Origin of the sequence: Nonomuraea sp. 3N208, from assembly GCF_052245935.1 — a bacterium.
Classification (GTDB): domain Bacteria; phylum Actinomycetota; class Actinomycetes; order Streptosporangiales; family Streptosporangiaceae; genus Nonomuraea.
Genome location: NZ_JBQQBR010000046.1, coordinates 1 through 22,708, shown reverse-complemented (window position 1 = coordinate 22,708; position 22,708 = coordinate 1). Strand labels below are relative to the sequence as shown.

Sequence of the window (22,708 nt, the reverse complement as noted above, 5' to 3'; positions counted from 1 at the left end):
CCCGGGCGTGAACCGCTCAAACGGTCCGTATGCCGGAGCGAATCAGGTGTATGACCGCCCGTTCCACCCGGCCCGCCGTCGCCAGTTGCCCGAAGTCGGCGTCCGCGCCCAGCTCGGTCAGCGCCGCGGCGATTGTCTTGTCCTGGCCGTACGCCTCCACGACCCGCGGGTCCACGTACGACGCGCGGGCCACGGTGGGGGTGTTGCCCAGGTATTCGGCGACCTCCACTTCCCGCAGGACGTCGCCCTTGGCCTGGTAGGAGCAGGCCTCGCAGGGCCGTTGGCGCAGGTGACGTGCTCCATCCTGAGCGTGGCCAGGCCGCGCCCGTCGAGCTGGTCGTCCACGGCCTTCCTGAAGGCCGGCAGCCGCTCGGCCACCTCCAGCACCCGATCGAACTTGGCCCGATCCTGCTGCTCGCGCCACACGTCGTGGTAGCGGTACTGCCTGCGGCAGGCCGCGTCCGTGCCGACGGGCACGCGGCGCCGCCGCACGATCCCCGGCTCACTTTGGTCACTGGGATGCAGCTCCGGCACGAAGGGCGGCTACCCAGGACGTTAGGCGGCAAACAGGAAGGGCAGGTGAGCGCCATGTCAGATAAGGGAGAGTGGCACGAGGAGCGGGACCGCAAAGGCCACGCCATGGTGCCGGCCACACCGCGTGACGTGGTGCACATCAGGGTGGGCTCCTTCATGCTGGTGTTCCTGTTCGCGTTCGCGGTGCTGGGGGTCATCACCCGGGCGCCCGTGATGACGGGGCTCGCGGTCGCGCTGGCCGTGGCCACCGTGATCGACATCGTGCTGGCCGTACGACGTCAGAAGCAGCGCAGCAACGGAGAGGCGGGCTGATCTCGACATGGCACCACTTCGCGGGCGAGTTGTGGTGGTGACGGGTGCGAGCGGCGGGGTCGGCCGGGCGGTCGCGCGCGAACTCGGGCAGCAGGGCGCTGAGGTGGCACTGGTCGCGCGCGGGACGACCGGGCTGGGAGCCGCCGCCGTGGATGTGGGCGTCGCGGGCGGCAGCGGCCAGGTGTACGAGGCGGACGTGGCTGACTACGACCAGGTGAGGCAGGCGGCCGAGCGTATCGAGGCGGAGCTGGGTCCGATCTCGGTCTGGATCAACATCGCCTTCTCCAGTGTTTTCGCCAAATTCACCGACATCACCCCGGAGGAGTACGAGCGCACCACAGCCGTCACGTACCTGGGGTATGTCTGGGGCACCAAGGTCGCCTTGGACCTCATGCGCCCGCGTAACGCGGGTGCCATCGTGCAGGCGGGCTCGGCGTTGTCGCAGCGCGGCATCCCGCTGCAGTCGGCGTACTGCGGCGCCAAGCACGCGATCAAGGGCTTCACGGAGTCGGTCCGCACGGAGCTGATGGCCGACCGCAGCGACATCCACATCACACTGGTGCAGTTGCCCGCGCTCAACACCCCGCAGTTCGACTGGGTGCTGTCCAAGCTCCGCCGCCACCCGCAGCCGGTGCCGCCCATCTACCAGCCGGAGATCGCGGCCAAAGCCATCGTGTACGCGGCGCAGCATCCCGAGCGCAAGGAGTACTGGGTCGGCACCCCTACGGTCGCCACCATGCTGGCGCAGCGGGTGGCGCCGGCGCTGGTGGACCGGTACGTGGCGCGGACCGGCATCAAATCCCAGCAGACGGACGAGAAGCCGCCGAGCGGCGTGTCCAACCTCTGGGAACCGGCGGACGAGAACACTGACTACGGTGCCCACGGCGCGTTCGACCAGCGCTCCCACGGGCGCAGCCCGCAGCTGTGGCTGTCCCGGCACCGGGGGGCCGTCCTGCTCGTGCTGGCCGGCGGCGCGGCCGCCGCTGCCCTCACCGCCGTGCGCCGCACCACCACCCGACCTTGATCCGCCGGCTGTCTCTTCCACCAGGGGATCTCAGCCACCGACGGCGGGTCCCTTGGATCGATTCCGCGCGGTGTCCAGGACGCCGACTTCATGAACTTGGCGTAGGCGAGCTGCAGCCAGTCCGAGATCGCCACCGCGGTCATCGTCGCCCCCACGAGCCGGGTCGCCTTGGGCGCCAGGGGATCCTTGGCGAGCCGCCGCGACACTTTGTGCGTGCACGCCGCCATGAGCAGCAGGTCCATCACCCCGATGCGGTCGGGCGCCCGCCGCCCGGACAGCGCCGCCGAGAGGGCGGCCACGGCGCTACCCTCAGGCCCGCCCGCGCAACGTCTACTTGGGGGACGTTTGGGTAGCCCGACCACATGAGTAGCCATGGCCACGCGGTCACCGACGCCATCCTCGACACGCTCAAGCGTGCCAGCTCTGGGCTGAAGGATGCCGGTATTAAGTTCGCGCTGGCCGGAGGCTGCGCCGCGTACGCGAGAGGCGCCGCCCCCTCGCTGCACGACGTGGATTTCGTGCTCACCGAGCACGACGTGCCCGCCGCGCTGGAGGCACTACGCGCGATCGGGTTCCAGACCGCCAAGCCGCCCGAGGACTGGCTGGTCAAGGCGTACGACGAGGGCCGGCTGGTGGACCTGATCTACCGGGTGTCCGACATGCCGATCACCGACGAACTGCTCGACCGGGCCGAGCCGCTGAAGGCGTCGGCGGTGATCGTGCCCGTGCTGGAGGCCACCGACCTGGTGATCTCGTGGCTGCTGCCGCTGTCGGAGCACGCCTGCGACTACGGGGCGCTGCTGGCCCAGGTGCGCGCGATGCGCGAGCAGGTCGACTGGCCGCGCGTGGCGGCCGTGACCGCGGACTCGCCGTACGCGGCCACGTTCATCACCCTGCTGGAGCGACTCGGCGTGCTGAACGGGCCGGTCGAGCCGTCCGGCGACCCCAAGTGGCCCTAGCCGCGCCGCGTGGCCGCCGTGACCCTCCGGAGGATGCGGTCCCATTCCGTGCCGAACGGGTTGTCCTGCACCAGATACGTCCACGTCGCCTGCGGCCGCTTCAGCTCCCGCTCCGGCGTCTCGAACGACTCAAGCGACCGCCGCTCCACCTCGGCGAGCAGCGTTTTGTACTCGGCCACGGCCTCCCGTTGGAACTCGTCGATCGGGCTCATCCGGCCCAGCGCCCGCAGGTGGATGCCCTCGCGCAGGTCCGTCAGGAACGCCAGGTGCTCGGTCCAGCAGGTGTCGATGGCGTGCAGCACGATCTGGCGGGCCGTCTCGTCCCTGGTGTCCTCGGGCAGCTCAGCCCAGCGCTCGGGGTCGGCCGCGGCCAGGGCCTTGGCGGCGGCGTCGCCGTGCAGGACCTTGTCGCGCCACTCCAGGATCAGCTCGCGCTGATGCTCAAGCAGCCGGGTGTAGCGCCACGTGTTGCGGTGGATCTCCAGGTTGACGCCCTCGGCGACGCGCTGGGCGTGGCCGACGAGGTAAGCGCCGCGCCGGTGCCGCACGATCCCGTCGGCGTCCGGGGCGGGCGGTCGCTCGTCGGAGACGAACTGGGTGATCAGGTCGTCCTGCGTGCTGACGTAGAACACCGAGCCGCCGGGGTCCCCCTGGCGGCCGGCGCGGCCCCGGAGCTGGTCGTCGAGCCGGCTGCTCGCGTGGCGTCCTGAGCCGATCACGTAGAGCCCGCCCAGCTCGGCCACGCCCTCGCCGAGGCGGATGTCAGTGCCGCGGCCGGCCATCTGGGTGGAGACGGTGATCGCGTCACGCTCGCCGGCCTTGGCGATGATCGCGGCCTCTTCGGCGTCGTTCTTGGCGTTGAGCACGACCGGCTCCAGGCCTCGCCGCTGCAGCAGCTTGGCGAGGTTCTCCGACTCGGCCACGTCGAGTGTGCCGATGAGGATCGGCCGGCCCGTGGCGTGCGCCTCCTGGATCTCCTCGACCAGCGCGGCGTCCTTGTCGGGCACGGTCGGGTAGATGCGGTCCGGCTCGTCCTTCCTGACGCACGGCCGGTTGGGCGGGATCACGGCGACCTTGAGCCCGTAGAACTCGCCCAGCTGCTCGCTGACGGCCACGGCGGTGCCGGTCATGCCGCAGATCTGCGGGTAGCGGCGGATCAGGCCCTGCACGGTGATCGAGTCGAGGATCTCGCCCTTCTCGCTCGGCGGCAGCGCCTCCTTGGCCTCCACAGCCGCCTGCAGGCCGTTGGGCCAGCGCTGCAGCAGCGCCACCCGGCCGCGCGAAGGGTTGATCAGCTGCACCTTGCCGTCGCGCACGATGTAGTCGACGTCGCGGGCCAGCAGCGCGTGGGCGTGCAGGGCCAGGTTGAGCTCGATCAGCGTGCCCGGCTCGTGCTCGTCGTAGAGCTCGACGCCGAGGAGGTTCTCCACGCTGTCGGCGCCCTTGGGGGTGAGGTAGACGTTGCGGGCCTGCTCGTCGATCTCGTAGTGGTAGCCCCGTACGAGCTGCCTGACCAGGGCCGCCATCTCCGGCACCGCGTTGCCCGGGTCGGTGGAGCCGGCCATCACCAGCGGCACCCGGGCCTCGTCGACCAGCACCGAGTCGGCCTCGTCGATCAGCGCGACCTCGGGCGCGGGCACGATGATCTCGCTCGCGTCCGTACGGAGCCGGTCGTGCAACACGTCGAACCCGATCTCGCTGACCGGTCCGTAGGTCACGTCCTTCGCATACGCCGCACGCCGCTCGTCCGGTGTGGAATTCTGTCCGATCCAGCCCACGCTCACCCCGAGCGCCTCGTAGAACGGACCCATCCACTCGGCGTCGCGCCTGGCCAGGTAGTCGTTGACGGAGATCACGTGCACGCGCTTGCCCTGCAGCGCGTACCCCGCCGCGGCCATGGCGCCGGACAACGTCTTGCCCTCGCCGGTCGCCATCTCGGCGACCTTCCCGTCGAGCAACGCGAGCGTGCCGAGCAACTGCACGTCGTACGGCCGCAGCCCAAGGGTCCGGTCGGCGGCCTCCCGCGCGATGGCGCAGAACTCGGCCAGGTCGCCCATGTCCGGTCTAGGCAGCTCGTCCAGCTTCGCCACCCGCTCGGCACGAGCATCAGCCGCCTTGACGGTCTTCTGGTAGCCCGTCAAGGGCACTCCTCCTGGACGGTCCAGGAGGTTTTTGAATATTCCCTTTATCGAGGCCACAGTTCCTCCAACGCGCGCCGCGCGGACACCGTTCCCCGCATGCGCGGGATCAGGGCCGCCGTACCGGACCTTAACCCATCCGGGGGGCCGCTCAGCCTGCTTCTCGTCCTGCTTGCGGCCGCGCCGCGAGCACCGCGACGGCGGCGAGCAACAACACGCACCCCGACCAGGCGAGAAGTGTGAGGTGCTCGCCGAACGCCGCCACGCCGAGCAGGGCCGCGCCCACGGCCTCGCCCAGGGAGATGATCGAGACCGTGGTGGCGCTGAGCGCGGTCAGCGCACGGAAATACAGCCCGTACGCCAGAGCGGTCGGCACCGCGCCCAGGTAGACCAGCAACGCTGCCGTGGCCAGGCTCATCTCCGGCACCACTCCCTCCGCCAGCGCGAACGGCGCCAGGCACGCCGCGCCCACGACGAACCCGCCGATCGCCGTGCCCCGCGGGTCGTCCCTGTGGCGGCGGGAGAACAGCGTGACGCCGGCGTACCCGGCGGCCGAGGCCAGGGCGAAGCCGATGCCGGCGACGGAGGACGTACGGGCCTGCAGCGCGGTTTCCGCGGTGAGCAGGGCTAGCCCGGTCAGGGCGGCGGCCAGCGAGGCGAGCGCGACCCTGCCGAGGCGCTCGCGCAGGAGGAAGCGGCTGCCCAGGGCCGTGAAGACGGGCGTGGCGCCCATGGTGACCACGGTGGCGACGGCCACGCCGGAATGGGCGATCGCGGCGAAGTACGCGGTCTGGTAGACGGCCATCCCGAAGCCGATCGGCAACACGCGCCAGGTCAGCCGGCTAGTAGAGGAGGAGGGGCGGGGAGCGAGTGTGAGCAGGAAGGCGGCGCCGAGCAGGTAGCGCCAGAGTGACACGCCGACGGGGCCGAGCCCGCCGGTCTCGAAGAGGAGCGAACCGGCCGCGCCGCCGGTGCCCCAGGCGGTCGCGGCCACGGACACGTACACGGCGCCCCGCCGGGCGGAGACATGGGTCATGACAGGAGCTCTCCGATGGGAGTGGTGGGAATGGGCCCGGTACGCGGGCAGCAGCCACTCCCGGATCTGTCAGACCCGGAAATTTCAGGAAATGCCGCCCGCTACTGGGCGGGCGGCGGAGAGCAGATCAAACGTCGCGGCACAGCCCTCACCCTAACGCCTCCCCCCTGCGGCCTGAGGGCGACGCCGGCCCTTCAGGCATGCGGCTTGCGGGCCACGCCGCCCAGCAGCAACTCCTCCCAGGGCGCCAGCGGCCCTGGGATCCGCTCGTCGGGATGCCATTCCGGCAGGTGCACCACACCCGGTTCCACCAGCACCAGTCCGTCGAAGAAGCCGGCGACGGCCGCCCGCTCGCGGAAGTGCCCGGTGCCCATGGTCGCCTGGAGCATCACCTCCAGTGCCTTGGCCTTGGGGCTGGGGGAGGCCATAAGGTTCGAGGCGGCAAGGTAGCTGCCCGGCGCCAGCGCGGCCATGTACCGCTTGACCAGCCCGTGTGGATCCTCCTGGTCGGGCAGCAAGTGCAGCAGCCCGACCGCCAAGAGCGCCGTGGGCTGCGTCAGGTCGATGAGCTTGGTGAGGGTCGGGTGCCCGAGCACGGATTCCACGTCGCGGACGTCGGCGGTGATCGCGTCGGCGTTCGGGTTGCCGCTGAGTATCGCGCGGGCGTGCGGCTCCACCATGGGGTCGATGTCCACGTAGACCACCCGGCACCGGGGATCGGCGAACTGGGCGACCTCGTGTGTGTTCTCCACCGTGGGCAGGCCGGCGCCCAGGTCGACGATCTGCCTGATGCCGGACTCGCGGACGAGGAAGTCCACGACCCGGCCGAGGAACGCGCGGTTGCACCAGACCAGGTTCACCACCTCGGGCACCGCGTCCTTCAGCCTGCGGGCCACCGAGCGGTCCGAGGCGAAGTTCTCCATGCCGCCCAGCAGGACGTCGTGGACGCGGGCCACGCTCGGCTGGTCCGGATCGACGCCGGGTGGAGCCCACTCGTGACTGTTCAGACTCACGTGGGCCTCCTTCGGTCCGATGACGCGGATGGTATCCGCACCTGGCGCTCCGACGCCCGGCCTCGCAGGCGGTTGTCAGGAGAGTCAGGTCACCGTGTCGGCTGTCCCGCTACGAGCACCCCGAGCGCCGGCGCGACCGGCCGGCGCGAGAGCAGGCGCTTGAGGGCGGGTGCGAGCGGCCGCTCCACGAACCGGTTCACCAGGTACGCCGCCCCCAGCATGACGAGGATGAGCCCACACAGCAGCACGTGCGCGTCGACCGCGTCCCCCAGCCGGGCGAACACGATGAAGCCGATGTGGGCGTGCAGCAGGTAGAGCGGGTACGTCAGCGCCCCGGCCGGCACCAGCCACGGCCTGCCCAGGCGCTGGGTGACGCGCAGCGCTACGAGCGTCATGACCAGGAAGATGACCACGACGACGGTCGTGATGATCGCGTGCGAGTACGTGACGGAGTAGCGCTCGCCGACCGCGTCGGCGTACCCGATGGCGCGGTAGACGGCGTTGCCCAGGCAGATCGGCACCAGCAGGGCGATCTGCAGGTTCAGCCTGAACCTGTAGAGCATGAACAGCGCCATGCCCGCGATGAAGTAGTGCGCGAACTCCGACTGCACGACCAGGTCCGCGACCCCGGGCAAGAGCCCCGCCTGGACCGCGAAGGCCAGCCCCAGCCAGATCCACAGTCCCGCCATGACACGGGCCCGGGTCATCCCGATCCAGGTGAACACCAGGATGAGCAGGTAGAAACGCATCTCTGTCCAGAGCGTCCAGTAGACGACGTCCACGTTGGCGATGTCGGGCACCGCCTGGAACATCGTGAGGTTCGCCAGCACCTGCGGCAACGTCACCTGGAACACTCCTAGCCCCAGCGTCACGGTGACCGCGGCGGTGACCGCGACGCCGACCCAGTAGGCGGGGTAGAGCCGCACGGCCCGCGACACCAGGAACGCGCGCGGGCTTCTGCCCCACGCGCTCATCAGCACCACGAACCCGCTGATCAGGAAGAACAGGTCCACACCGAGGTAGCCGTACTTGGACCAGGAGCTCTCCTCGGGGAAGGCGACCGGGCTGGCGCCGCCGACCCAGCCGGAGAACGTGTAGTGGAACAACACGACGCACAGTGCCGCCAGAAGTCGGAGCCCGTCGAGCTCGTACAGCCTGTCTGAGTTGGTTCGCATTGGTTCCACCCCTTCCTGTCACGGAGAGGGTGCGCTCGGGTGCTTGCGCCGGGGTTGCCATCGCCTGCCTGCAAGGACTTTGCAAGGGGTTTACCGAGGCGCGGGCGGGTAGCGGGAGCGGGCCCGATGAAGACGGAAGAAGAGAGGAAGAGAGCCCCAATGGAGCTCTGGGACTATCGACCTGACGTCTATGACCGCGGACGGAGCCTCGACCTCGTGGGCTACCACGTGCAGGCGACGGACGGGAAGATCGGGACCGTCGACGAGGCGACGTACGAGGTCGGCGAGAGCTACATCATCGTCGACACCGGCCCTTGGATCTTCGGCAAGAAGGTCATGCTCCCGGCGCAGGTCGTCACGAGCATCGACCCTCAGGAGCGCAACGTGTACGTCGCGCGCACCAAGGCGGAGATCAAGGACGCGCCCGAGTTCGATGCGGGCACGTTCAAGGAGCCCGAGTACCGCGCCCGTATTGGGGACTACTACGGCCGGTTCCCCGGGTAACTCGCGCGTGCCGTTAAAGAAGGGCCGCGCCTCCTGGCGGGGCGCGGCCCTTCGCCACGCATGACGTGCTGCCGTACCTGACAGGAGATGGCAGGTACAGCTGGAAGGCTGAACCCATGACGACGAAGGCGAAGCTCCTGGCGTTCACCCTTGACTGCGCGGAGCCCAAGAAACTGGCCGCGTTCTACCACGAGGTCACCGGCTGGGAAATCCAGTACTCGGAGGACGAGTACGCCGCCGTGGGCGACGGCACCACGAACATCTACTTCGGCCGCGTCCCCGACCGCAAGCCTGCGGCGTGGCCCGGGCCGGACAAGCAGTTCCACTTCGACTTCCGGGTGCCGGACGTGGAGAAGGCAGCCGAGGAGTACATCGCGCTGGGAGCCACCAAGCCGGAGTTCCAGCCAGGGGTCACGGACGAGGGCACTCGCTGGATCGTCCTCCAGGACCCGGAGGGCCATCTGTTCTGTGTCTGCCCCGAGCCGTCCTGACGGGGCCGCGGTAGCTGTAGGTGGCGTGCTGACCTGCGGTGGAGGCGTACGGATGGGCTAGATGTTCCTGTCGGTGGCAAGCGACATTCACTCAATGATCCGCCGAAAGTATGATTCCACCGCTCCGCTCGCCTCCTAAGCTGGAGCAATGCTCTTGGAAGGATCCATGCCCCTGCGTGGGCGACCATGACCTGGGTCGGCCTGATCATCGCCCTGGCGGGAGCGCTTGGATACGCGCTGGGCGCGGCCATGCAGCAGTACGAGGCGGTGGCGGAGGGCGCTTCGCTCAGGCTGGTCCGACGCCCTCGCTGGTGGATCGGCGGCGCCATCGGGTTCACCGGCGCCTGCCTGCACGCCGTGGCCCTGAGCTTCGCGCCGCTGGTCGCCGTCCAGCCCATCAGCGTCGCCACACTGGTGTTCGCGGTGCCGCTGGCGGCGTTCATGTACGGGCGCAAGCCGCACAAAGCGGAGATCTTCGGCTCGATAGCGGTGGCCGTGGGGCTGCTCTGGCTGATGCTGCTGGTGCCGCACCACGACGTGCCGCCTCGGCTCGGTAACGGCGCCGCACTCGGGTTCCTGGCCGTGATCGGGGTGATCGTCCTGGTCACGCAGGTGTTCGCGGGCCGCGTCAACGGCCCTGGGCGGGCGCTGCTGCTCAGCGTGGGAGCGGGGGTGGTCACCGCCAGCGTGTCGACGTTCGTGCGGGTGGTCGGCGGCGGCATGGAGGGCGACTGGGGGCGGTTGGTCCACTGGTTCACGCTCGCCGTGCCCGTGCTGCTGGTCTGCGCAGTGGTGCTGCTGCAGCGCTCGTACGCTGTGGGGTACTTCGGGATCGCGTACGCCGGCGTGCAGGTCGTCGATCCGATCACCTCGGTTCTGGCCGGAGCGCTCCTCCTCGGCGAGCCCCTGCCGACCAGCCCGTCCACCGCGATCCCCGCCCTGCTGGCCAGCGCCCTCACCATCGGCGGCACGATCACCCTTGGCCGCCTGGCCCCCGACCACACCCAGCCGGCCTCGGTCGAGGTCCCCCCGGTCCCGTCCCCGCACCCGGTGACAGCGACCTCAGACGCCAACTGATCGGGCGCATGGCACTTGCTGTCGGATCAGCGGCCGAGCCGAGCCGAGCCGGGACGATCATCGCCCTTCGATCCGATGGCGCTCGCCCGCGTCCGTAGCGCCCACCGGCGGACGCCAGCTCAGCACCTCATCCATGGACCGCAACATCATGTCCGGCACGGTCCGGGCGGCCAGGGACATCCCGAGATCCCGCAGCCAGACCGCGACCGGATTACGGACCTTGGTCATCCTGCAGATGCTCATCGACTGCCGCACCACCTTCGACGTCCGCCCCAGCCGGGCGGCGGTGTAGGCGTCGAGGCGGCCGCCACGCGTAGCCGCAGCCATGCCGTTGCTCTCCTGCCCGTCTCCAACCAGGTGGGCGAGCACGACCGCGTCCTCGATCGCCTGGCAGGCCCCCTGCCCCAGGTTCGGCGTCATCGCGTGCGCGGCATCCCCGACCAGCGCCACCTTCCCACGATGGAAGGCAGGCAGCGGCGTGTCGAACGAGTAGACGTCGTTGCGTATGATCCGCCCGGGATCGGCCGCCCGCAGCAGCGCGGGAATCGGCTCATGCCAGTCCCCGAACCTCCGCAGCAGCTCCTCCCGCTCGTCCTCGAACACGGTGCCCGCAGGCAGCACATCGGTCGCGTACACGTACACCATGTCATCGGCCAGCGGTATGACCCCGAATATCAGCCCTTTGCCCCAGCTCTCCGTGCTCCCGATCTCCAGATCCCCCCGAGGTACGAGACCCCGCCAGGCCGTGACCCCTGAGTACGTCGGACCAGGGTGCTCAGGAAAGAGCGCCTGCCGGACCTTCGAGTGAATGCCGTCGGCGGCCACGATCAGATCCGCCCGAAGATCCCCGTCATCGGTACGCACGATGCCCTCGTCGGCGTCCACCCCCGACACGCTGACCCCCAGCCGCAGCCGATCGGCCTCCAGCGCGTCCGCGAGCACCTCCATCAGCGTGGCCCGCAGCAGGACGACCGCGGAGTCCCCGTAGCGGGCCTCCGCCGCGTCGGGCGTGGTGTGCACCAGCCACCGCCCGTCCCCCCTGCGAATCCCCACCTGCCCCTGGATCCTGGACAGCTTGCGTATGTGATCCCCCAGCGCGAGCGTGTCGAGCGCCTTGAGGGCGTTGGCCGCGATCCCCAGCCCTGACCCCACCGGATCGATCTTGGGCGCCCGCTCTAACACGGTCACGTCCCACCCGTTGCGGCGCAGCGCGATCCCGCTGGTCAGCCCGCCGATCCCGCCGCCGATCACTACAGCCCTGGCCATCTCAGAACCCCCTCCGTACTACGTCTGTAGTCTCACCATACTACGCCTGTAGTTCAGGTGCACTACCGCTGTAGTATCGGATTCCGTGAAACGCTCAGAGACCGTTGCGGACACGGCCATCACGCTGCTGGCGGAGCGAGGCATGCGCGGCCTCACCCACCGAGCCGTCGACGAGGCCGCGGGCCTGCCGCCCGGCTCCACCTCCAACCTGGCCCGCACCCGCGCCGCCCTGCTGGAGCTGACCTTGTCGCGGCTCACGGAGCTGGAGATGCGGGCGTTGGCGCCGGCGTACCAGAGCGAGGCGTTGGAGCTGTCCGACCTGCCCACCGTGACGGCCGAGGCGCTGCACATCCAGCTCCAGGACCGCAGGCGCACGCTGGCCCGATACGAGCTGGCGCTGGAGGCGACTCGGCGGCCCGAGCTGCGCGAGATCTACGACGCGGCGGGCCGCCGTTTCCGCGATCCCGTCGTCGCCCTGCTGGCCGCGCTGGGCTCACGCGATCCGGTACGGCACGCGCGCCAGCTGGTGGCCTTCGGCGAGGGCCTCATGTTCGACGCCATCGCGGGCGCCGGGGGCATGCCCACCTTGGACGAGCTCATCGAGGCCATGCGAGACCTCCTGACCGGCATGCTCGACACCGCCGCCCCCGGGCGACCGGCCTCTAGCTCGTAACCGGCCTCAGGGTTCGGCCGCCGTCTCCTCCAGAGCTGCTCAATTCGTCGCTCCTCAACGCGGGCGGCTCCGGCGAATGCGTGGCCGCCCAGTCCTGCGACGCCGTAGCGGGAGCAGGTGTGCCCCGTGTTGTGTGCTGTCGTCGAGTTGTGTGTGGCCGTCAGGTGCGATTCAACCGAGCGCGGTGTTCTGGCCACTCCTCTTCGAGGATGCCGAAGCAGACCGTGTCGCGCCAGGTGCCGTCGGGCCTCTTGCGGTGCCGCCGCAGGGTGCCCTCGTGGAACCCGCCGATGCGCTTGATGGCGTTCTGGGAGCGGAGGTTGAGGTTGTCGGTCTTGAGCAGGACGCGGTTGTACCCGAGCTCGAAGGCGTGGTCGATGAGCAACAGCTTGCAGGCGGTGTTGACGGCGGTGCGCCAGACCGCGCGGCCGTACCAGGTCCAGCCGATCTCGACGCTCGCCTCGAAGCCGGGCACATCGGCATAGGTCGTCCAGCCGACGGCCCGCCCGGACTCCCTGAGCACCACGGCGAAGGGAATGTGCTTGTCGTCGTGGATCAGCCCCAGCGCGACCTTCCCCAGCTCCTCCTCCGACTGCGGGGTGGGGACGGACAGCCACCGCCACACCTCGTCGTCCCCGCCTCCGGCGGCGAACAGGTCGGGTATGTGGGGGAGTGCGAGCGGCTCGAGCCGGACGACGTCGTTCTCGAGCACCACAGGGACGGGCAACTTCGTGGTCATGCCGGCAACCATAGGGGACACCGAATGTCGGGATTATGGCCACATGGCGGTTTTTGCGGGAAACCACCTGTCGACACTCATACCGGCCGGTCGGTAGGCTCGCGTCATGGACTTCGCCTTTGACAATGTCACCGAGGACCTGCGTGAGCGTCTGCTGCGCTTCATGGACGAGTGCGTCTACCCCGCCGAGCCCGCCTTCGAGGAGCAGGCGGCGACCAGCGGCTGGAGCCCACCGCCGCTGATGGCCGACTTGAAGGACGAGGCCAGGAAGCGCGGCCTGTGGAACCTGTTCCTGCCCGGCGAGCATGGCGCCGGGCTGACGAACCTCCAATACGCGCCCCTCGCCGAGATCATGGGCCGGAGTCCCACCATCGCGCCGACGGCCACCAACTGTGCCGCACCCGACACCGGCAACATGGAAGTGTTGTCGATGTTCGGCAGCGAGTGGCAGCGCAAGGAATGGCTGCAGCCGCTGCTCGACGGCGAGATCCGCTCCGCGTTCGCGATGACCGAGCCCGACGTGGCCTCCTCCGACGCCACGAACATCGCCACCTCCATCGTGCGCGACGGCGACGAGTACGTCATCAACGGCCGCAAATGGTTCATCTCCGGTGCGATGAACCCCCATTGCAAGATCTTCATCGTCATGGGCAAGACGAACCCTGACGCGCCCAAGCACCGCCAGCAGAGCATGATCCTGGTGCCCCGCGACACGCCGGGCCTGCACATCAAACGGGGCATGCACGTGTTCGGCTACACCGATGCCGACCACGGCGGCCACGCCGAGATCGAGTTCCAGGACGTCCGCGTCCCGGCCGAGAACCTGATCGGCGAGGAAGGCGGCGGCTTCGCCATCGCCCAGGCCAGGCTCGGTCCCGGCCGCATCCACCACTGCATGCGCCTGATCGGCATGGCCGAGCGGGCGGTCGAGCTCATGTGCAAGCGGGCGCTCGCCAGGACCACGTTCGGCAAGGCCGTCGCGCAGCAGGGCGTCGTCCAGGAGTGGATCGCCGAGTCCCGCATCAAGATCGAGCAGCTGCGCCTGCTCGTGCTCAAGACCGCCTGGCTCATGGACACGGTGGGCAACCAGGGTGCGCACACCGAGATCCAGGCCATCAAGATCTCCACCCCGATCACCGTGGAGTGGATCCTCGACAAGGCCGTGCAGGTGCACGGCGCGGGCGGCGTCTCGCAGGACTTCCCGCTGGCCGGGCTGTGGGCGGGCGCCCGCTCGCTGCGCCTGGCGGACGGCCCCGACGAGGTGCACAAGCGGTCGCTGGCCTATCGCGAGCTCAAGAGGTGGATGTGAACGAGGCGGAGATCAAGGAGCGGGTCACGGCGTTCCTGGGCGCGCACGACCCGGGCGGGGACCGGCTGGAGTTCCTGCGGGCGAGGTTCGACGCCGGGCTGGCCTGGGTGTGGTTCCCCGAAGGGCTCGGCGGGCTGGGCGCGGCCAGGGAACTGCAGCAGGTCGTGGAGCGGGAGCTGGCCGGCACGCCGCAGATCAACACCGGCGTCCAGGGCATCGGGCTCGGCATGGCGGCGCCGACGATCCTTGCGTTCGGCACGGAGGAGCAGAAGCGCCGCTTCCTGCGCCCGCTGTGGACGGGGGAGGAGATCTGGTGCCAGCTCTTCAGCGAGCCGGGAGCCGGGTCGGACCTGGCCACGCTCGCGACCAGGGCGGTCAGGGACGGTGATGAATGGGTCGTGGACGGCCAGAAGGTGTGGACGTCCGGCGCCCATCACTCGCGCTGGGGGATCCTCGTCACCCGTACCGACCCTGACGTGCCGAAACACCGCGGGATGACGTACTTCGTCTGCGACATGCACGCGCCCGGAGTCGAGGTGCGGCCGCTGCGGCAGATCACCGGCGAGGCCGAGTTCAACGAGGTGTTCCTCACCGGCGTGCGGCTGCCCGACGACCTGCGGCTCGGCGAGGTCGGCGACGGCTGGCGGGTGGCGCAGACCACGCTCATGAACGAACGCGTCGCCATCGGCGGCGCGCCCGTGCGGCGCGGCGGCGGCATGGTCGGCACCGTGCTCGACGCCTGGCACGCGCACCCCGAGCTGCGTACGCACGACCTGCACCAGCGGTTGCTGGCGCTCTGGGTGGAGGCCGAGGTCACGCGCCTGTCGGGGGCGCGGCTGCGCGAGCAGCTCGTCGCCGGCCACCCCGGGCCCGAGGGGTCGGGCATGAAGTTGTCGTTCGCCAAGCTCAACCAGGCGCTGTCCGGGTTCGAGGTCGAGTTCCAGCGCGACCTGGGCTACGACGACTGGACGTTCCGCCGCTCGGAGGACGTCGACTTCTACGGCCGCGGCCCCGGATACCGCTACCTGCGGGCCAAGGGCAACTCGATCGAGGGTGGCACGTCCGAGATCCTGCGCAACATCATCGCCGAGCGGGTGCTCGGCCTGCCCTCGGAGCCCCGCGTCGACAAGGACGTGCCCTGGAAGGACCTGCCGCGATGACACTCCTGTATTCCGAGGTCGAGGAGGAGCTGCGGGCGGCTGTGCGCGGGCTGCTCGCCGACAGGTGCCCGCCCGCCGCGGTGCTGAAGCGGATCGAGTCCGACCCGGGTCATCGCACGCTTGACAACTCCGTAAATTCCATGGGCGACCTGGATCTGTGGAAGACGCTGGCCGGCGAGATCGGGGTGGCCGGGCTGCTGATCCCCGAAGAGCTCGGCGGCGCCGGGGCGTCGGCCAGCGAGGTGGCCGTGGTCCTGGAGGAGCTGGGCCGGGCGGTGGCGCCGGTGCCGTTCTTCACCAGCTCGGTGCTGGCCACCCAGGCGCTGCTGCCGACCGGGGACGCGCTGCTCGGGGAGCTGGCCGAGGGCTGGAGGACGGCCGCGCTCGCGGTGTCGTTCGCGGCCTCGCCGTACCGGCCGCTGCGCGGCTCGTCGGTGCGGGTCGAGGACGGGCAGTTGTCGGGCACGGTCACCGGCGTCGCCGGGGCGGATGTGGCCGACGTGCTGCTGGTGCCGGTGGACGGCGAGTTGTACGCCACCGAGGGGGCGGCCGTGGAGCTCGTGCCGTCACTCGACCTGACCAGGCCGGTGGCCACCGTCACCTTCGAGCGGACGGAGGCCCGCCGCGTCGGGGCCTGCGACCTGGCCGGGGTGCTGCGCTCCGGCGCGGCGCTACTGGCCTCCGAACAGCTCGGGGTGGCCGAGTGGTGCCTCGACTCGACGCTCGGCTATGTCAAGGAACGCCACCAGTTCGCCCGCCCCGTCGGCTCCTTCCAAGCGATCAAGCACCGGCTGGCCGACCTGTGGCTGGACGTGGTGAGGGCCAGGGCCGCCGCCAGGAACGCGGTCGCCGACCCCTCGCCCCTCTCTGTGGCGGTGGCCCAGTTGTGGAACGCGGCCGTGGCCGTGCACGCCGCCGAGGAGGCCCTGCAGTTGCACGGCGGGATCGGGATGACGTGGGAGCATCCCGTCCATCTCTATCTCAAGCGCGCCAAGGCCAGTGAGATCGCGCTGGGCACGCCCGGCGACCACCGTGAGGCGCTGGCCTCACTCGCCGGCGTCCCCGGCCCCGAGTGAGGCGAGCAGCAGGTCGGCGAAGTGCCTGCCCACCTGGGCGCCGGTCAGCGGCCCCTCCGCGTGGAACCACGTGCCCAGGTGGTGCACCGAGCCGAAGAAGTAGTCCACGACCAGCTCGGCGGGCACCTTGTCACTGAAGACGCCCGTGCGCTGCCCTTCGGCCACCAGGTCACGGAACCGCTCGTGGTAGCGGCGGCGCTCGGCACGCACGGTCTTCTGCGTCTCGGGCGCGAGCAGGTGCATCGACCTGAAGAAGATCTTGGAGTCGTCGAGGTTCGCGGTCGTGGTCTCCACAACGTCGGCCGCGGCTCCGTGCAGGCGCTCCTTCAGCGTGCCTGGGCCGTCGGCGATCTGCGTCAACCGGTCCATCTGCATGCGCAGCACCCGGGCGTAGATCTCGTGCAACAGATCGTCTTTGGAGTCGAAATAGTGGTACATGGCGCCTTTGGTGACGCCGGCCGCCGAAACCACCTCCTGCACAGAGGTGCCCTCGAACCCGCGCTCGGCGAACAATCGGGTCGCCTCGGCCAGGAGCCGCTGCCTGACCGGTTCCTCTTTCACATGAGTCACGGACCTAGCATACCGACTGGTCGGTTACTGGCCTTGCTGGTTCGAATAGCGTCACCTTAGGCTTGCCTTGGTTGGGGGAAGGGTATCCCTTGACCGGCGAGGGATCTTCGGCGTGGCAGATCCTGTTCTACCTACTCATTCGGGGAGTTTGCCGTGCCCGGTGGCTCTATCTACGTGCAGCCAAGCGAAAAATACACGGGGAATTCCCCCCAGTGGTGGTACGAGAAGTTCTGGCGTGAGGATGCCCAGAACCGCCGCAGGGCCAGGTATGTCAAGACGGCTGTGGCATTCGTCATAGGCGTGGCGCTGGCGATCAGGTTCGACCTCACGGGTGCCGCGCCGTTCATCGGCCTCTTCCTCGGCGGCTTGGTCGCCGGTGGCGACTGGTTCCTCGACTGGCGTTCGTTCCACGCGACCGCGGTCTGGCGTGGGGCGAAGCGCGGTGAGGTGATCACAGGAAGGCTGCTGCGCAGGTCGCTCGGCAAGCAGGGCTACAACGTGCTCGACGGCCGCGCCATCCGCGACCAGGCCTCGATCGACCACCTGGTGATCGGTCCGGCCGGCGTGTGGATCGTGGACAACGAGTCCTGGAGCCCCGACACCGAGATCGCCTGCTACGCCGGGCGGCTGTTCTTCGGCGAGAAGTACGGCTCCAAGGAGGCCAAGGCGCTGGTGGGAGCCGCCGAGGCGTTCGCCGAGCTGCTCACCCGCGAGACGCGCATCCCGGTGACGATCTCTCCCATGCTCGCGGTCCACTGCGGGGACCTGCCCAAGGGCGGCATCCTGGTGGCCGAGGGGCTCACGCTGCTCAGGCCGCGGCTGGCGGCAAAGGTGATCAAGGCGGCCGAGGGCAAGGTCTACACCGAGGAGCAGATCGAGCTGCTCACCCGCACGGCGGCCAGGGCGCTGCAGAAGGTCTAGGCCAGCGTTCCGATGAACGCGGTGAGCTGGGCGACGTTGCGACACTCGTACATCGGGACGACCGTGCCGTAGTCGCCCGCCACCGAGTCGCCCGTGTCCCACTGCCGCCTCGGCTCGGGGTTGAGCCAGTAGGCGTGCCGGGACCTGGACACCAGGGACTTGAGCACGTCCAAGGCGGGCGGCTGGTAGTTGGACCGGGCGTCACCGAGGATCAGCAGCGAGGTCTTGGGACCGATCGCGTCGCCGTACCGTTCGGCGAAACGCTGCAGCGAGTGGCCGTAGTTGGTGCGGCCGAAGCGCACCATGTCGGCCTCGTTCGCCAGCCTGGTCATCGCCTCCACCACGTCGGCGCCCGGCACGAAGAACCGGGTGATCTCGTCTACCGTGTCCACGAAGCCGAACGTCCGCACTTTCGTGAACTGCTCCCTGAGTGCGTACGTGAGCAGCAGCGTGAAATGCGCGAACGACGAGACCGAGTCGCTGGTGTCGCAGAGGATGACCAGCTCCGGCTTGTGCGGCCGGGGCGGCCTGAAATGGGTGGTCAGCGGCACGCCGCCGCTCTGCAGCGAGGCCCGCATGGTCCTGCGGAAGTCCAGCCGCCCGCGCCGGCCCTTCCTGTGCTTGATCGTCAGCCGTGCCGCCAGGCGCCTGGCCAGCGGGTAGACCTCTCGGCGCAGCCGGGCCAGGTCGGCCTTCGTGATGCGCAGGAAGTCGATCTGGTCGAGCGGGGGGCGCACGGCGGAGCGGGCGATGCGCTCGATCCCGGAGTCCTCGGCGATGCGGCGGCGCACGTCGGTGGCGACGGCCTCCTCGAAGCGCCGGACGCCGGCGTTGACCTGCTGGCGCACGGTCTTCTCCGCCAGGCCGCCGCGTTCCTGGCCGGCCAGGACGTTGCGAAGGATACGGGCCATCAGGGTCTCGGGGGAGAGGGCGCGCATGACGCTGTAGGAGAACCAGCCTTGGCGGCCGGGGCCGGCGGGCTGGCGTCCGAAGCGCTCGACCATGGCCTGGGCGAACTCGCGCAGCTCCTGGTCGGTGCCGCCGGTCAGGAGGCTTGCGAGGTGCTCGCGAAGCTCCTCAACCGCCGCCTTTTCCGGATTTATCGTCTTATCCGGGCGTTCGGCGTACATGCCGGTGGTCGCCGCCGGGAACCACAGGTCGAACAGCACGTCGAACCCCGGCCGGTACGCGGGCTTCTTGACCAGCGTCGCCGCGTAAGCGGCGCGCAGCGACTCCCGGTCGGCCAGCTCGATCACCCGCAGCGCGTGCGCCGCGTCCAGCCCCTCGGCCACCGACACCGGCACCCCGGCCGCGCGCAACGCGTGCACGAAGCCCACGTGCCGGTCGACGAGAGAGTCAGGCATCCGGCAACCCCAGCTCCTTGACCGCCCGCTCATGGTCGGAGGCGTGCTTCAGCACCACGCCCAGGGTCCCCGCCACCGTCGCCTCGTCCAGCTCGTCCCGGCCGAGCGCCAGCAGCGTGTTGGCCCAGTCCACGGTCTCGGCCACCGACGGCGCCTTCTTCAGCTCCAGCGCCCGCAGCGTCGCGACCGTCCTGGCCAACTGCTCGGCCAGGTCGGCCCGGATGGTCGGCACCTGGCTGAGCACGATGTCCCGCTCCCGCTCGGGGGTCGGGTACTCGATGTGCAGGTAGAGGCAGCGCCGCTTGAGCGCCTCGGACAGCTCGCGCGTGGCGTTGGAGGTCAGCACCACGTACGGCCGGCGCGTCGCGGCGATGGTCCCCAGCTCGGGGATCGTCACCTGGAAGTCGGACAGCAGCTCCAGCAGCAGCCCCTCGACCTCCACGTCGGCCTTGTCGGTCTCGTCGATGAGCAGCACCGTGGGATCGGCCGACCTGATCGCCTTGAGCAGCGGCCGCTCAAGCAGGAACTCCTCGCTGAAGATGTCGTCGTCGGCGCTGGTGGCCTGGATCCTGAGCAGCTGCTTCTTGTAGTTCCACTCGTACAGCGCCCGGGCCTCGTCGAGCCCCTCGTAACACTGCAACCTGATCAGCTGGGCGCCCGTGGCCAGCGCCACCGCCTTGGCCAGCTGCGTCTTGCCGACCCCCGCGGGACCCTCGACCAGCAGCGGCTTGCCCAGGGCCGCGGCCAGGAACACCGAGGTAGAGATGGCGTCGTCGGCGAGGTAGTCCACGGCGGCGAGCCGCTCCGTCACGTCGGCGGGCGAGTCGAACATTGATGATCCTGTCTGCCGGAGCTCGGGGCCGAACTTTATTCTAGCCGGGCGGAGCCCCTGGCGCCTGACCGGCGGCAGGAGCCCGCCTGATACCGATTCGACCGGGATGGGGATCACCGGTATATTCCTCTGCAGGCGCCGCTAGCTCAGTTGGTTAGAGCAGCTGACTCTTAATCAGCGGGTCCGGGGTTCGAGTCCCTGGCGGCGCACCCGTTCGAAACCCCAGCTCACTGCGGTGAGCTGGGGTTTTTCGGTTTTCGGAAGCCCTCGACCTCGCCATGGGCATGTGGTCGGCCAAGACCCCGCTGGAGACCGCGACCGCCGGCGAATCGGCCTGCTTGTTCGAGGCCGCCTGGGATCGCCTCACCCCGTTCTTCGCCTTCACCGGCCCGGTGCGCCGGCTGCTCTACACCGCCAACGGCATCGAGTCTGAACCACCAGCTACGCAAGGTCGCCAAGGCCCGCAGGCACTTCCCCGGCGACGACGCCGTGGTCAACTGCTCTGGCCGGCCATCATCAACATCGAGGACAAACGCGCCCGCGAACGCGCCGCGCACAAGAGACCACCGGCAAGATCAAAACCTCGCCCAGCGCCGCACGCCTCACCGAGGGACAACGCACCACCGGCTGGCGCGCGAAGCGCTCATCGAACTTGACATCGCCTATCCAGGACGGATCAGGTGAAGAAAACCCTTCATCACCCCGAAATGGACTTTACACACCTGAAGTGACAAGCTCGCCACCTCCAGAAGAAGCAGTTTCTACGCGTCGTCGGGGAAGTGGCAGATGGCTTTCCCCGGCAGAAACGCGTGCAGCTCTTCGAGGTAGCCGTTCAACCTGTCCATCTGCCGGCGTGCCGCTGCGGTCTTATAGGCGGTAAGAGGATCCAAGCGTCGATCCTCTATCGCCTGACGCTCTGTTTCGTTGACGAAGCGGCCGAGCTCGCTGGAGTAGAAGTCTTCACGGTTGACCACTGGGATCGCGTCACGGGGATGCGTGATCCATCTGTCGCTATGTTCATAGTAATATTCGTGTTCTTGCCGGATGCACGTGGCGGAGTCGACTCCGGTCCACGAGAGCGGGTTGGTATAGAGCGAACTGCAGTCGCAGTTGTTGCCGACGAACTCGTGATCCCAGATGGGGTCCCCATCAGTGAAGCCGCCGACAATGGCGTCGGCGAAGCACGGGTACACGTCCTCGCCGAACCAGCGGACGCCCTCACCGGCCGTTCCTACGGCAGCCGCCAACTCTATGACTGCTTTCCGGAGCACGCCAAGGTCGTTAACCGCCTCTTTGGCGGCGTCTCCCCCCCCAGGCATCGGCGAGCTCCTGACCCCTTGTGGTGACAGTGGAGACGGTCTCTACCAAAGTGTCCGCAATGGAAATGAGCGCTCTTCCGTACGTTCCCGCAATCTCTCCCCGTATGGATTCGATGCGGGCATGGTATTCGTTGCCCCGCTGCTCATAGTCGTAGTGGTCGAACCGCATCTCAAGGAGAGCGTCATCCGGTCTGGTACCATTCTTATACCAGGCTGTCAGCTTGGTCATGTCATATCACTCGTCATCGTTCTGGATTGCCCCGAGATCGCTCAGGGTGGATGCCTCTTCCGCCAGTTCGTATTCCTCGACACTCTGAGCCAGTCTGGCAATATAGGAGGCGTAGGACTTGAAAAACTGCTCGAGTGACAGCACCATGAAATCGTGAAAGTAATTGACGGCGCCGAGTTTGGCGAAATCGTGGGAATCGTTGGGCGGGCCTCCCTCGAAGTTTCCCAGGTCGATTCCCGGATGGAATTCGCCGAACCTGGGCATATCGAGGAGTCTGGCGGGCTCGGCTCCCTGCTCCAGGTTCGCGAGAGAGCCGTCATCGGATCTGGGCCAGACCCGCAGCGCGGTATATGCCTCCAGGTCGGCCAGCAATGCGCGTGCGACGTCTCTTACCGCGGAACGATCGATCTCCAGGCTGTCCAGCGCCTCCGGCCAACTGGTCGGCCCACCGTCAAGTGCCCAGGCGCGCCACTCCGGCATTTCCGTGTCGGAGGTTGCGTCGAGATTCTGCCCGTCTACTCGGTAACCGGGAGACCATGAACGTCCAGGCCCCCATACTTGCGGCAGTGGAGTCGCTTCAAATGAAGGCTCGGTCATTTGCTACTCCAGCAGGGTAAGCATTCATCAGCTCTGTGACGCTTTGTGATGCTTGCTGGTCAGTCGGTCAGGACGATCGGGGGCATCCAGAGGTGGCCGGTGAAGGCTCGGCGGATCGTGTCCAGGGCGTTCAGGCCGTGCTTGCGGGCCGAGTCGAGGTAGGAGCGGACCGCCAGCCATGCGGCGGCGCCGGTCTCCGATTGATGACAGCCGGAGATCTTCACCTGGGTCTTGACCGGTCGAAGCGCGTGCTCACCGGTGTTGTTGGTGAAGGGCACCACACCGGGGTTGTCGGCGAAGCGCAGCACGTCGGCACTGCGGTCGCGCAGGCGCTCCAGCAGGTTGCGGGCCGGGCTCTGTTTGCGGCCCGGGGCACGTGGATGCAGCGAC

At 68.9% G+C, this 22,708-nt stretch carries 24 protein-coding genes, 1 tRNA gene and 1 pseudogene; 13 read left to right on the top strand and 13 right to left on the bottom strand.

Annotated features, from left to right (window positions below; genetic code table 11):
• Positions 1-16: 16 nt before the first annotated feature.
• Positions 17-229 carry a hypothetical protein gene (locus ACTWPT_RS47775; RefSeq protein WP_443184193.1) on the bottom strand — a complete coding sequence of 71 codons (213 nt, stop codon included), beginning with the start codon at positions 227-229 and terminating at the stop codon, positions 17-19.
• Between the two features lie 65 nt (positions 230-294).
• On the opposite strand from ACTWPT_RS47775, the gene ACTWPT_RS47770 reads away from it, so the two are divergent.
• The 3 genes from ACTWPT_RS47770 to ACTWPT_RS47760 all read left to right on the top strand — a co-directional run bounded on the left by ACTWPT_RS47770 (position 295) and on the right by ACTWPT_RS47760 (position 2,829).
• Positions 295-846, top strand: a complete 552-nt coding sequence (locus tag ACTWPT_RS47770; protein WP_443184192.1) for a hypothetical protein — start codon at positions 295-297, stop codon at positions 844-846.
• A gap of 7 nt (positions 847-853) precedes the next feature.
• Positions 854-1,870 (top strand): SDR family oxidoreductase, encoded by a 1,017-nt coding sequence (locus ACTWPT_RS47765; protein ID WP_443184191.1) that lies wholly within the window; start codon positions 854-856, stop codon positions 1,868-1,870.
• 362 nt (positions 1,871-2,232) lie between these two features.
• Positions 2,233-2,829, top strand: a complete 597-nt coding sequence (locus ACTWPT_RS47760; RefSeq protein ID WP_443184190.1) for a nucleotidyltransferase — start codon at positions 2,233-2,235, stop codon at positions 2,827-2,829.
• Here ACTWPT_RS47760 and secA2 read toward each other — a convergent pair.
• From secA2 to ACTWPT_RS47740, 4 genes are all read right to left on the bottom strand, one after another.
• On the bottom strand, positions 2,826-4,976 hold the full coding sequence (secA2, locus tag ACTWPT_RS47755) for an accessory Sec system translocase SecA2 (protein WP_443184189.1): 2,151 nt from the start codon (positions 4,974-4,976) through the stop codon (positions 2,826-2,828). The two genes, ACTWPT_RS47760 and secA2, sit on opposite strands and share 4 nt — an antisense overlap.
• Before the next feature lie 142 nt (positions 4,977-5,118).
• Entirely contained in the window at positions 5,119-6,003 is an 885-nt protein-coding gene (locus tag ACTWPT_RS47750) for a DMT family transporter (protein ID WP_443184188.1), read from the bottom strand.
• A gap of 194 nt (positions 6,004-6,197) precedes the next feature.
• On the bottom strand, positions 6,198-7,016 hold the full coding sequence (locus ACTWPT_RS47745; RefSeq protein WP_443184187.1) for an SAM-dependent methyltransferase: 819 nt from the start codon (positions 7,014-7,016) through the stop codon (positions 6,198-6,200).
• An 89-nt stretch (positions 7,017-7,105) separates the two neighbouring features.
• On the bottom strand, positions 7,106-8,191 hold the full coding sequence (locus ACTWPT_RS47740) for an acyltransferase family protein (RefSeq protein ID WP_443184186.1): 1,086 nt from the start codon (positions 8,189-8,191) through the stop codon (positions 7,106-7,108).
• 159 nt (positions 8,192-8,350) lie between these two features.
• On the opposite strand from ACTWPT_RS47740, the gene ACTWPT_RS47735 reads away from it, so the two are divergent.
• The 3 genes from ACTWPT_RS47735 (at position 8,351) to ACTWPT_RS47725 (ending at position 10,263) form a co-directional block, all read left to right on the top strand.
• The gene (locus ACTWPT_RS47735) at positions 8,351-8,695 is read left to right on the top strand and encodes a PRC-barrel domain-containing protein (RefSeq protein WP_443184185.1); all 345 of its coding nucleotides are present in this window, start codon (positions 8,351-8,353) and stop codon (positions 8,693-8,695) included.
• Between the two features lie 116 nt (positions 8,696-8,811).
• A complete protein-coding gene (locus ACTWPT_RS47730; RefSeq protein ID WP_443184184.1) occupies positions 8,812-9,186 on the top strand; it encodes a VOC family protein in 375 nt (124 codons plus the stop codon).
• Positions 9,187-9,372: 186 nt separating this feature from the next.
• Positions 9,373-10,263, top strand: a complete 891-nt coding sequence (locus ACTWPT_RS47725; RefSeq protein ID WP_443184183.1) for a hypothetical protein — start codon at positions 9,373-9,375, stop codon at positions 10,261-10,263.
• Positions 10,264-10,320: 57 nt separating this feature from the next.
• Here the strand turns inward: ACTWPT_RS47725 and ACTWPT_RS47720 are convergent, their stop codons facing one another.
• On the bottom strand, positions 10,321-11,529 hold the full coding sequence (locus ACTWPT_RS47720; protein ID WP_443184182.1) for an FAD-dependent monooxygenase: 1,209 nt from the start codon (positions 11,527-11,529) through the stop codon (positions 10,321-10,323).
• Positions 11,530-11,614: 85 nt separating this feature from the next.
• Here ACTWPT_RS47720 and ACTWPT_RS47715 point away from each other — a divergent pair, with 85 nt between their 5' ends.
• Entirely contained in the window at positions 11,615-12,202 is a 588-nt protein-coding gene (locus ACTWPT_RS47715) for a TetR/AcrR family transcriptional regulator (protein WP_443184181.1), read from the top strand.
• Positions 12,203-12,362: 160 nt separating this feature from the next.
• Here ACTWPT_RS47715 and ACTWPT_RS47710 read toward each other — a convergent pair whose 3' ends face one another.
• Positions 12,363-12,941: a GNAT family N-acetyltransferase gene (locus tag ACTWPT_RS47710; protein ID WP_443184180.1), complete on the bottom strand. Its 579-nt coding sequence runs from the start codon at positions 12,939-12,941 to the stop codon at positions 12,363-12,365.
• A 106-nt stretch (positions 12,942-13,047) separates the two neighbouring features.
• Here ACTWPT_RS47710 and ACTWPT_RS47705 point away from each other — a divergent pair, with 106 nt between their 5' ends.
• Genes ACTWPT_RS47705 through ACTWPT_RS47695 form a run of 3 tightly spaced genes read left to right on the top strand, consistent with a single transcriptional unit; the run spans position 13,048 to position 16,486 of the window.
• Positions 13,048-14,250 (top strand): acyl-CoA dehydrogenase family protein, encoded by a 1,203-nt coding sequence (locus ACTWPT_RS47705; RefSeq protein WP_443184179.1) that lies wholly within the window; start codon positions 13,048-13,050, stop codon positions 14,248-14,250.
• Positions 14,247-15,410: an acyl-CoA dehydrogenase family protein gene (locus tag ACTWPT_RS47700; protein WP_443184243.1), complete on the top strand. Its 1,164-nt coding sequence runs from the start codon at positions 14,247-14,249 to the stop codon at positions 15,408-15,410. The genes ACTWPT_RS47705 and ACTWPT_RS47700 overlap by 4 nt, the downstream gene beginning before the upstream one ends.
• Positions 15,407-16,486, top strand: a complete 1,080-nt coding sequence (locus ACTWPT_RS47695; protein ID WP_443184178.1) for an acyl-CoA dehydrogenase family protein — start codon at positions 15,407-15,409, stop codon at positions 16,484-16,486. The genes ACTWPT_RS47700 and ACTWPT_RS47695 overlap by 4 nt, the downstream gene beginning before the upstream one ends.
• Here the strand turns inward: ACTWPT_RS47695 and ACTWPT_RS47690 are convergent.
• On the bottom strand, positions 16,457-17,056 hold the full coding sequence (locus tag ACTWPT_RS47690; protein WP_443184177.1) for a TetR/AcrR family transcriptional regulator: 600 nt from the start codon (positions 17,054-17,056) through the stop codon (positions 16,457-16,459). The two genes, ACTWPT_RS47695 and ACTWPT_RS47690, sit on opposite strands and share 30 nt — an antisense overlap.
• Before the next feature lie 282 nt (positions 17,057-17,338).
• Here ACTWPT_RS47690 and ACTWPT_RS47685 point away from each other — a divergent pair, with 282 nt between their 5' ends.
• A complete protein-coding gene (locus ACTWPT_RS47685; RefSeq protein ID WP_443184176.1) occupies positions 17,339-17,977 on the top strand; it encodes a nuclease-related domain-containing protein in 639 nt (212 codons plus the stop codon).
• Here ACTWPT_RS47685 and ACTWPT_RS47680 read toward each other — a convergent pair.
• Together ACTWPT_RS47680 and ACTWPT_RS47675 are read right to left on the bottom strand one after the other, a co-directional pair.
• The gene (locus ACTWPT_RS47680) at positions 17,974-19,341 is read right to left on the bottom strand and encodes a vWA domain-containing protein (RefSeq protein WP_443184175.1); all 1,368 of its coding nucleotides are present in this window, start codon (positions 19,339-19,341) and stop codon (positions 17,974-17,976) included. The genes ACTWPT_RS47685 and ACTWPT_RS47680 overlap by 4 nt on opposite strands.
• Entirely contained in the window at positions 19,334-20,173 is an 840-nt protein-coding gene (locus ACTWPT_RS47675) for an AAA family ATPase (RefSeq protein ID WP_443184174.1), read from the bottom strand. Before ACTWPT_RS47675 ends, ACTWPT_RS47680 begins: the two co-directional genes overlap by 8 nt.
• 135 nt (positions 20,174-20,308) lie before the next feature.
• Between ACTWPT_RS47675 and ACTWPT_RS47670 the strand changes: the two genes are divergently transcribed.
• Together ACTWPT_RS47670 and ACTWPT_RS47665 are read left to right on the top strand one after the other, a co-directional pair.
• Positions 20,309-20,382 (top strand) — tRNA-Lys (locus ACTWPT_RS47670).
• 117 nt (positions 20,383-20,499) lie between these two features.
• Positions 20,500-20,857, top strand: a pseudogene (locus ACTWPT_RS47665) (transposase); the annotation flags it as partial.
• A 77-nt stretch (positions 20,858-20,934) separates the two neighbouring features.
• Here the strand turns inward: ACTWPT_RS47665 and ACTWPT_RS47660 are convergent.
• The 3 genes from ACTWPT_RS47660 to ACTWPT_RS47650 form a co-directional block, all read right to left on the bottom strand.
• A complete protein-coding gene (locus ACTWPT_RS47660; RefSeq protein WP_443184173.1) occupies positions 20,935-21,492 on the bottom strand; it encodes a hypothetical protein in 558 nt (185 codons plus the stop codon).
• A 235-nt stretch (positions 21,493-21,727) separates the two neighbouring features.
• Positions 21,728-22,318 (bottom strand): hypothetical protein, encoded by a 591-nt coding sequence (locus ACTWPT_RS47655; protein ID WP_443184172.1) that lies wholly within the window; start codon positions 22,316-22,318, stop codon positions 21,728-21,730.
• Positions 22,319-22,377: 59 nt separating this feature from the next.
• Positions 22,378-22,708: IS66 family transposase (locus ACTWPT_RS47650; protein ID WP_443184171.1), on the bottom strand; the 331-nt coding region annotated here is incomplete at its 5' end.